The 10562-nt window shown below is 46.4% G+C and carries 5 protein-coding genes; all 5 read left to right on the top strand.

The window, feature by feature from the left end:
* The first annotated feature begins 9 nt into the window (after positions 1 to 9).
* A complete protein-coding gene (locus B3O12_RS01265; RefSeq protein ID WP_286755013.1) occupies positions 10 to 3351 on the top strand; it encodes a VCBS repeat-containing protein in 3342 nt (1113 codons plus the stop codon).
* 57 nt (positions 3352 to 3408) lie between these two features.
* On the top strand, positions 3409 to 5073 hold the full coding sequence (locus B3O12_RS01260; protein WP_286755012.1) for an amidase: 1665 nt from the start codon (positions 3409 to 3411) through the stop codon (positions 5071 to 5073).
* Positions 5074 to 5219: 146 nt separating this feature from the next.
* Positions 5220 to 6551, top strand: a complete 1332-nt coding sequence (locus B3O12_RS01255) for a vanadium-dependent haloperoxidase (RefSeq protein ID WP_286746693.1) — start codon at positions 5220 to 5222, stop codon at positions 6549 to 6551.
* A gap of 234 nt (positions 6552 to 6785) precedes the next feature.
* Entirely contained in the window at positions 6786 to 8486 is a 1701-nt protein-coding gene (locus B3O12_RS01250; RefSeq protein WP_189628726.1) for a sodium:solute symporter, read from the top strand.
* A gap of 133 nt (positions 8487 to 8619) precedes the next feature.
* The coding region (locus B3O12_RS01245; RefSeq protein WP_286755011.1) for an alpha-amylase family protein at positions 8620 to 10562 on the top strand (1943 nt) is incomplete at its 3' end.

The following is a 10562-nucleotide window of genomic DNA, read 5'->3' as shown; positions in this document are numbered from 1 at the left end:
GGCAGCTTCATGGCTAACCCAACCAACGTATTGAAAACACTGAGAAAGAATACCCTGACCCTATTGGGGCTGGGTATTTTACTCTCTTTTTGCGGATGCAAAACCGATTCGCAATCAAAGAAACCCGTGCTTTTCAAAAAAGTACCCTCAGAAAAATCAGGCGTTAGCTTCCGCAATACGCTCACCGATAGTCCCAATTTCAATATTATAGAATACCTCTATTTCTACAACGGAGGAGGAGTAGCCACCGGAGATATTAACAATGATGGCCTCATAGACCTATACTTTACAGCCAATCAAGCACCCAACAGGCTCTATCTGAACAAAGGCAACTTTGAGTTCGAAGACATTACCCAAAAAGCCGGTATTACCGAAAGCGGCACATGGTCTACAGGAGCCGTAATGGCCGATGTAAACGGAGACGGATTTCTGGATATTTACCTTTGCCAGGTAGGAGACTACAAAGAAGCCAAAGGCAGTAACCAGCTTTTCATTAACAACCAGGACGGCACCTTTAGTGAGCAAAGCAAAGCCTATGGTCTCGATTTTGTAGGCTTTTCTACGCATGCCGCTTTTTTCGATTACGACAGAGACGGAGATCTGGACATGTACCTTCTCAACCATTCTATCAAAAATCCGGAAGTATTCGTACCCATAAATGAGCGAAGCAAAAGCAGCCCCGGAGGAGACAAACTCTACCAAAACCAGCTCGCCCAGGGCAAAAAAGGATTTGTAGATGTAACCGAACAAGCCGGCATTTATTCCAGTGTGCTGGGTTTTGGCCTTGGCCTGGCTATAAGCGACATTAACAAAGACGGTTGGCCTGACATATACGTGTCTAATGACTTTACCGAAAACGACTACCTATACATCAATCAACAAAACGGCACCTTTAAAGAACAACTCGAAAAGCACATTCAACACACCAGTCGCTATTCAATGGGCAACTTTGTGGCCGACATTAACAACGATGCTCAAGTAGATATTTTTACCACAGACATGCTGCCCGAAGACCCCGAGATATGGAAAAAGTCCATTGGTGAAGATAAGGTGGAAGTCTACAGAATTAAAGAACAGTTTGGCTATGGCGACCAGTATGTGCGCAACACACTGCAACTTAATTTGGGCAACGGCATGTTTTCAGACATTAGCCTATTTGCAGAAAACTTTGCCACCGATTGGAGCTGGGCACCACTCATTTTCGACATGAACAATGATGGTCTTCAGGATATTCACATTACCAACGGCATTTATAAACGCCCTAACGACCTGGACTTTGTAAACTACCTGAACAGCAATCCGGGAGCAATGGATGAAGACCAAATGGAAAGGGCCAGAATTAACTCCCTGCCCACACTAAAAATACCTAACTATGCAGCCCTTAATGCAGGTAACGGACGGTTTAACACCCAACCTTTCGAATTCGATTTGGGCTTCGATGAACCCACCTACTCCAACGGATCGGCCTATGCCGACCTGGACAATGACGGTGACCTGGACCTGATAATCAATAACATTGAACAAGAGGCCTTGCTCTACCAAAACACCCTGACCGAAAACAACAGCTATCTGAAAATTCGCTTTGAAGGGTCAGAACACAATGCCTTCGGTATTGGCGCACAAGTATACATTCGCCTGCCTGAAACCACGCTTTTTCGCGAAAACTTTAACTCCAGAGGCTTTCAGAGCAGTGTAGCTCCGGAGCTTCATTTTGGGCTGGGCAAAAACACAATGCCCGTGTTGGTGGAGGTGATATGGCCCGATGGCAAACGTCAGCAGTTAGACCACGTATCTCTCAACCAAACTTTAACCCTTCACTACTCAGAAGCCAAAACGGCTAGTGAAAGTAACACGAGAGACGAAAAAGCTCTCTTTTCTACCCACGGCTCATTGTTCGACTACCGGCACCGGGAAGATGAGTTCAACGACCAATTGCGCGAATACTTAATGCCACGAAAATTCAGTACCGAAGGCCCCGCACTGGCCATAGCCGATGTAGACGGTGACGGGCTGGAAGACATCTACCTGGGAGGTGCCAAAGACCAACCGGCAGAACTTTGGTTGCAACAACCCAATGGTCAGTTTAAGCGTAAGCTGGCCGCCATTTTTGAACGTTTGCAACGTGCAGAAGACATTAACGCCAGATTCTTTGATGCAGACAACGATGGCGATCAGGACTTGTATGTGGTGAGCGGAGGAAATGAATATGAAGACGGGCAGGTATTTAACTTCGACAGGCTTTATCTGAACGATGGACGAGGCAACTTCCAGTTTTCTCCCGGAGCACTCAATCGGATTGGAAGTCAGGGCAAGGCTCTTGCCATTGCCGATTTTGACGGAGACGGTGATCAGGATGTTTTTGTTGGGGCCAACGTAGTGCCCGGAGCTTATGGAAAAGACCCACAGCACTTTCTGCTCATTAACAATGGCCGGGCCTATTTTGAAGATCAGACTAACCAACGCCTCCAGGCGCCCACAGAGCTGGGCATGATTAACGCTGCCGAGCCCATAGACTTTGATGGTGATGGAGACATGGACCTGGTACTAGCCGGAGAATGGACCGGAATTACGCTTCTGCAAAACAATGGCAGTGGCCAGTTCGAAAAAGCATCGATTCCTGACTTTGTCAATACCCAAGGTTGGTGGTTCAGCCTCCACGTAACCGATGTGAACAATGATGGTCTTCCTGATATAGTAGCCGGAAACCTGGGCCTGAACACTAAACTAAAAGCATCGGAAGAACGCCCTGTAACTTTATCAGTCAATGATATTGACGGCAATGGACAGATAGACCCTATTATTTTTCATTACCAAAATGGTAAACAAACACCTTTCGCCTCCAGAGACGATCTCATAAAACAGGTTTCCAAGATCAAAAAGCTGCACATCAACTATGAAGATTATGCCAAAAACTCTTCGCCCGAAACGCTTCTGGGAGAATACTTTACCCAAGGCTATGTAAAAACAGCTAAAACCTTCGAGTCAGTCGTTTTCCTTAATAAAGGCAATAGTCGTTTTCAAAGAATCAGCCTTCCGGCCACCGCTCAACTAAGCCCCGTAATGAGTATCGTTTCAGGCGATTACAACGAGGATGGTCATACCGATCTTTTGCTCTTTGGTAATAATTACAGCTTTAGAACTGACCTGGGCAAAGCCAACGCACGGCCTATTACGCTTTTGCTTGGCCAAGGAAATGGCCATTTTGAACACACCCGCGATAGCTATCTGAACAATGCATCGACCTGGGGAGAGTTTCGAACTGCGGGAGTAGTAGTAGTTAATGGCAAAGAGACCGTTCTGGCCTTGCGCAACAACGATTACTCCGTGTGGCTGCAGCCCGGCTTTGATTAACGGTTTCACTTTTTTAATCGAAAATGCGGAGATTGAAAGCTCAACACTTTCTATCTCATGAAGAACCTTTGCGCACTACTTCTGGCCACACTACTGGCGCTAAGCTGCAAACCCACTGAATATGGTTTTCATAAACGCGATATAAAGGCCGCCCAAAAACTTTACGGCTTAACCTTTGAAGGAGACGGCTTAAACACCATGTATGACTATTTGGGGCGAAACAAACGCGGCTATATGGAAATGCGCGAGTTCACTATTGAAAATGAAACATTTCCGGCAGTATCCTTCGACCCACACCCATCGGGTTTTATGGCTCCTGAGGGAGAGCAAAGAAGGCTCACCTTTGAGATCCCCCAAAACATAGCTCTGCCCCCCACGGAAGAAGAAATTGCTTTTATGAGTATAAGCCAACTAGCCTCTCTTATAAAAAGCAGACAATTAAGCTCTGAACGGCTCACCAGCATATACTTAAAGCGTATAGAACAATTCGATGGCCAGCTGCAAAGCGTAATTACCGTTACCCGCGAATTGGCCCTGGCCCAGGCTCGCAAGGCCGATGCAGAAATAGCAGCCGGTAAGTATCGTGGTATTTTGCACGGTATTCCCTATGGAGTAAAAGACCTGATGACCGTTGACGGCTACCCCACCACCTGGGGTGCCGAACCATACCGCAACCAGCAATTCGACTATACAGCCACGGTTGTAAAAAAACTGGAAGAACAAGGTGCTGTGCTTATAGCGAAGCTGGTTTCAGGTTCTTTGGCACGGGGAGATGTGTGGTTTGGAGGAAAGACCAAAAACCCCTGGGACTTATCGCAAGGTGCCAGTGGTTCTTCTGCCGGGTCGGGTTCGGCCACTGCTGCCGGGCTGGTGGCCTTTAGCCTGGGCACCGAAACTCTGGGCTCCATAACTTCGCCCGCAGCCCGCAATGGCGTAACCGGCCTGCGCCCTACTTATGGAAGAATAAGCCGCCATGGAGTTATGAGCCTCAGTTGGTCTATGGATAAAGTCGGGCCCATTGCTCGTAGTGCTAAAGACTGCCAAATTGTTCTCTCAGCCATCTATGGTTTCGATCCCTTAGACCCCAGCACCAATACCATTCCGCTAGACACCTCCGGGCCATCTGTAAAGGATCTGAAAATTGCTGTTTTAATGAGCGATCTGAAGAACGATGAAAGCGCTAACGGCCATAATATGCTCCAAGCACTTAGTGTGCTTGAAAAAGACCTGGGGCAATCCTTCGATACTCTCTCTTTACCAACCGACTTCCCCTACGCTGTTTTCGATATTATTCTGAGAGCCGAGTCAGGTGCTTTTTTTGACGAGCTGGTGCGTAGTGGCAAAGTAAACGACATGGTGGAGCAACACTCCGGCTCAAGGGCCAATTCCCTGAGGCAATCACGTTTTATTCCGGCCGTAGAATACCTGCAGGCCAACCGAGTGAGGCGACAACTGATTGACCATATTCATAAGCTTTTTGAAGGTTATGATGTTATTCTGGCACCTACCTTTCGTAGCCGGCAAATGCTCATTACCAATCTTACAGGGCACCCGGTAATTACTCTGCCAACCGGTTTCGATGAAAAAGGCCGCCCCACCAGTATGACCTTCATTGGCCAGTTGTATCAGGAACAAACCATTTTGCAGCTAGCGCAACACTATCAGGAACTCACTTCTTTTGAAGAAAAGAAACCTCCGTTGTTTTTTGGCGGGCAACAATAGCTTTTTGAGCCATAAAAGCACATATAATTGACAGGTTTTGAGGGAATTAATGAATCGGCAGACAAATAGGTCGCTTTATTGACGATTTCACTTGAACATGTCCCTGATACTCATAACATTTGTAATCCTAAAGAAAGGATTGTGTGATGAAAAAGTATTTTTTGATAGTACTTGCTTGCTCGCTGGCAGTGCTTGCCTGTGATAACGGAGTTAAGGAAGTAAACATAGAGTCCGATGTGTATCATCAGACCATGGACAAGCTCTCTGAGATAATTGTCCACGATATATTCTCTCCTCCGGTGGCCAGTAGAATTTATGCTTACCCGAGCATTGCCATGTATGAAGTTCTGGCGCAAAACAACCCCAGCTATAACCCCCTGGCCGGACAGTTGACCGAGCTTACCCCAATACCCCAGCCAACGGAAGAAATTTCTTACGAACTGGCGGCCCTGGAGGCTTTTATTAAAATTGGTACGGCCCTAATATTCTCAGAAGCCGATATGGATGCCTACCGCGAAGAACTTTATAAAGAGCTGAAAAAGGGAGTAAACAAGCAATACTTTGAAGCTTCTTTGGCCTATGGTGGTCAGGTAGCAAAACATATTTTAGAGTGGGCCGATGGTGATATGTACAAACAAACACGTACCTATCCAAAATTTACCGTAACCAACGACCCCACCCGTTGGCAGCCAACACCTCCGGGCTATTTTGAAGCCATTGAACCTCACTGGACTAAGATTCGTCCGTTTGCCATAGACTCATCTACTCAATTTGTACCGGAGAGGCCCACTGCTTTCAACATGGAAAAGAACAGCCCCTTCTACAAAGAAGTGATGGAAGTATATGAAGTGGGTAAAAACCTGAGTCAGGAACAAAAGGAAATTGCATCTTTCTGGGATTGTAACCCATACGTAATGAATGTGACAGGCCATGTAATGGCGGCCACTAAAAAAATTACTCCCGGTGGTCACTGGATTGGCATTGTAAAGATTGCCTGTAAAAAGGCAGAAACCGACCCCATGAAAACAGCCGAAGCTTACGCGCTCACTTCCATAGCTCTTGCCGATGGCTTTATAAGCTGTTGGGACGAAAAGTTTCGCTCCAACCTGATCAGGCCGGAAACGGTAATTAACAAGTACATTGATGAAGAATGGGTACCCCTTTTGCAGACGCCTCCATTTCCGGAGTACACCAGCGGACACTCCGTTATAAGCAATGCGGCCGCCACAGCCCTTACATCTATTTTTGGCGACAACTTCTCTTTCAGAGATGATACGGAAGTAAAATACGGACTCACCGTGAGAGAATTCGACTCCTTCTTCGATGCTTCTGAAGAGGCAGCCATTAGTCGCCTGTATGGAGGTATTCACTACATGCCGGCCATTGAAAACGGTGTGACTCAGGGCAGAAAGCTTGGCGACTATGTGGTGGACAAGCTTAAACTAAGAAACGAAGCACTGGCCGAGAATAACGAATAATTCAATAGCAACCCCTATCTGGCAAGCTGTCTTAAAGCCTTGTGCACATTACCCAATGCGAGCTTTGAGACAGCTTCTTTTTTTACCTTCAACTTTACCCCTCCTTTCTATGATTTTAGCCCCTATGTGCTTATACTTATAGTTGCTTGAATAACAGCATGTTGCTTCGTCAGGCTGCTGACTCTGATTGACCGGTTTTGCTTTTCGGTGGGTCGGGTCAAAACCAGTGATTGTATGGAAAGTATTGGATTAGAGCTATGGGATAAAATCATCATAGCCGTTTACCTCGTAGGTATTGTGATCTATGGTATTCGAAAAGGTAAACAAGAAAGCTCAGAAGACTATTTTCTGGCAGGAAGAAATATGGCCTGGCCCATTGTGGGCATTTCACTTTTTGCAGCCAATATAGGATCCAACACCCTAATTGGACTCACCTCCGATGCCTTTCAGACCAATGTGGCAGTTTATAACTACGAATGGATGGCAGCCGTGGTGCTGGTAATTTTCGGACTGTTCTTTCTGCCCTTTTACCTAAAGTCTCGCGTGTATACCATGCCCGAGTTTTTGGAGCGCAGATACGACACGCGAACCCGCTACCTTTTTTCGGGTATCACCATAGTGGGCAACGTTATTATCGATACCGCCTCCGGTTTATATGCCGGCAACCTCATTTTAAAAATTATTTTTCCTGACTATCCCTCCTGGATGATTATTGCCTTTCTGGCGGTGGCTGCCGCTGCCTATACTATTCCCGGAGGCCTATCGTCCGTGGTTCATACCGAAGTTATTCAGGCCATACTTCTAGTTTTTGGTTCCTTTCTGGTTACATACTATGCCTTCGATCAGGTAGGTGGATGGCAAAAGATGATTGACGGCCTCAATAATTTGCATGCCGGTGGCCTGTTAGAAAAAAATTCCGATGAAGTTTTAAGCCTCATAAGACCCAATTCCGATGAAGCCATGCCCTGGCTTGGGCTGGTGCTCGGTGTACCCTTACTGGGCTTTTATTTTTGGGCCAACAATCAGTTTATGGTACAGCGGGTACTATCGGCCAAAGACCTAAACCACGGCCGTTGGGGAGCTCTATTTGCAGGGCTTCTCAAACTTCCTGTATTATTTATAATGGTAATTCCCGGAGTATTGGCCATTCTACTTTTCAAAGACATGGACATAAGTTTTCTCAATTACCAGATACCTACCGAAGGTGGGTTTGCTACTTGCGAGAACCTGAGTGATTGCCCCAATATGACATACCCTGTGTTGATTTATAAATTACTACCCACCGGTATTCTTGGGTTGGTTATTGCCGGGCTCCTTGCCGCCATGTCGTCAAGTATTTCGGCCACGCTCAACTCGGCCTCCACACTCATTACCATGGATTTTACCCAAAAACTAAGGCCCAATATGAGCTCTAAACAACTGGTACGGGCCGGGCAGATAGCCACCTGTGTGTTGGTGGTTTTAGCCGCGGCCTGGGCTCCCATGATCGAGAGCTTTCAGTCGCTCTGGACCTATCTGCAACAAATTCTTGGTTTTATATCTCCACCCATTGTGGCTGCTTTTGTAGTAGGACTTTTCTATCGGAGAGCCAACGCGCAAGGAGGGTTCTGGAGCCTCGTACTCTCCTATTTATTGGTAATTGGCTGGATCATCTACTGTTTCTCTAAGTATGAAGGCATTAGTACCGATGCCACCGGGGTGCACTTTCTCTATGTGGTACCAGTGCTTTTTGCCATAGCCATAGTGCTTAACGTAGGAATAAGCCTGGCCACAACTCCACCCGATGCTCAAAAGGTGAGCGAGATGATTTGGACCTCTCAGATTTATAAAGAAGAAACTAAAGAACTGGCACATTTGCCCTGGTATAAGAACTACCGAACACTTTCTGTACTGTTGCTTATTGCCACAGCCATAATAGTGATTTGGTTTGCCTAAAGAAAGAGGGAGCAACATGCCCAATTGCTCCCTCTCTTCGTGGTATCGGTTGCAGCAATTAAACCGGTTTATGGTGAAGGAACATAAATATTAAAATACTTTTGGCCGCCTCTATGGCAAAGCTATTCTGCCTATGTACAACCCTACTGCCCATATTACTCTCAAGGCCTTGGAAACAAAGGTTTTTGGCAAAGAGAATGGCCTAAGAACACCCTTTGAACAGCGGTTAATCGCGCTGTTTTCGGACATTTACAGTCGCTTCGAGCAGCTCTATGGCCAGCACCCTTCCTTCGAACCGGCTTTGGAACTACTGTTGCAGAAAATGTTGGCCGCCTACAAAGCCCGGCCCAAGCACTTACTGGAAAGTGATGCTCATCGCGAAGCTAACCCCGGTTGGTTTTGCAACCAGGAGACCACAGCCATGATGCTGTATGTAGATCGCTTCAACAATGATTTAAAGGGATTACTGGAAAAGATGGATTACTTCGAAGAGCTGGGGGTTAACATGCTTCATCTGATGCCCCTCTTCGATAGCCCTAAAGTAAAAAATGATGGTGGTTATGCTGTAAGCAATTATCGGCAGATAAATGCCCGGTTTGGTACCAATGGCGATTTAGTGGAGGTGGCCAAAAAACTTAAGCAGAGCAACAAACTCTTAATGCTCGATTTTGTGGTAAACCATACTTCGGATGAACACGAGTGGGCCGTAAAAGCCAAGGCTGGAGACCGCTTTTACCAAAACTTCTACCATACGTTTAGAGATCGTACCATTTCGCTACTCTATGAGCAGGCCATGCCCGAGGTTTTTCCGGAAAGTGCTCCTGGCAACTTTACTTTCAACAAAGAAATGAACTGTTGGGTAATGACCGTATTCAACGAATACCAGTGGGATCTCAACTATTCTAACCCTTATGTGTTCGTGGAAATGCTCGACAATGTGTTGTTTCAGGCTAATATGGGGGTGGATATCTTTAGGATGGATGCCGTGGCCTTTGTATGGAAACAGATGGGCACCAGTTGCCAAAACTTGCCGCAGGCTCATATAGTGCACCAGCTTTTTAAGCTCTGTAGTCAGGTGGTAGCTCCGGGAGTCGCTTTTTTGGCCGAGGCAATAGTGAGCCCTGAAGAAATTGTAAAGTACTTTGGCACCAGCAATGTATGGAGCAATGAACACGACATGGCCTACAATGCCACACTAATGGCTTTACTATGGAACTCTCTTGCCACACGAAACACCCGAGTAATGAAGGCCAGCCTGCGCGACAAGCCCAAAAAACCCAAAGGTACTACATGGGTGAACTATGTACGCTGTCATGACGACATAGGCATGGGCTTTGAAGACCGCCACATTGCCGAATCAGAATACGACCCTGCCGCACATCGGAAGTTTTTAACACGGTTCTTTACCGGAGACTTTGAGGGTTCGTTTGCCAAGGGCTTGCCTTTTATGTATAACCCTAAAACAGACGATGCCAGAATTTCAGGTAGCATGGCCTCATTGGCCGGTTTGGAGCAGGCCCTTCAAGAAGGTAATGAATTAGGGGTAAAAAGAGCCATTGCCCGCATTAACCTACTACATGGCATTATTCTTTCGTATGGTGGCATTCCGGTTATTTATTCTGGCGATGAAATAGCCATGCTCAACGACTATTCCTTTTTGGAAGACGAATCCAAAAAAGATGACAACCGCTGGGTGCATCGTCCCAAAATGGATTGGGCGTTAGCCGAAAAACGCAAGAAGCCTGATACACCCCAGGCACAAGTCTTCCGAACCCTTCAACACATGATTGCCCTAAGAAAGTCCATCGATGAGTTTGGAGATCATAACAACTTTAGACTCATTGAAACTTCCAACGAACATGTTTTTGCTTTTGAAAGAAGCTGGAAAGGAAAAAGCACCGTGGTTATAGCCAATTTTAAAGACGATGACCAATATGTTTACTCCCACTTAGTTTTCCCGCAAACAATGGTTAATCCCTTTGGTATGAAAGATCGGCTTAGTGGCAACCAGTTGTTGATCGAAGAAGGGATGCTGCATTTTGAACCCTATCAACTATACTGGCTTACCAATGGCTA

Origin of the sequence: Roseivirga sp. UBA838, from assembly GCF_002296035.1 — a bacterium.
GTDB lineage: Bacteria > Bacteroidota > Bacteroidia > Cytophagales > Cyclobacteriaceae > Roseivirga > Roseivirga thermotolerans.
This window is presented reverse-complemented; position numbering and strand designations above follow the sequence as displayed.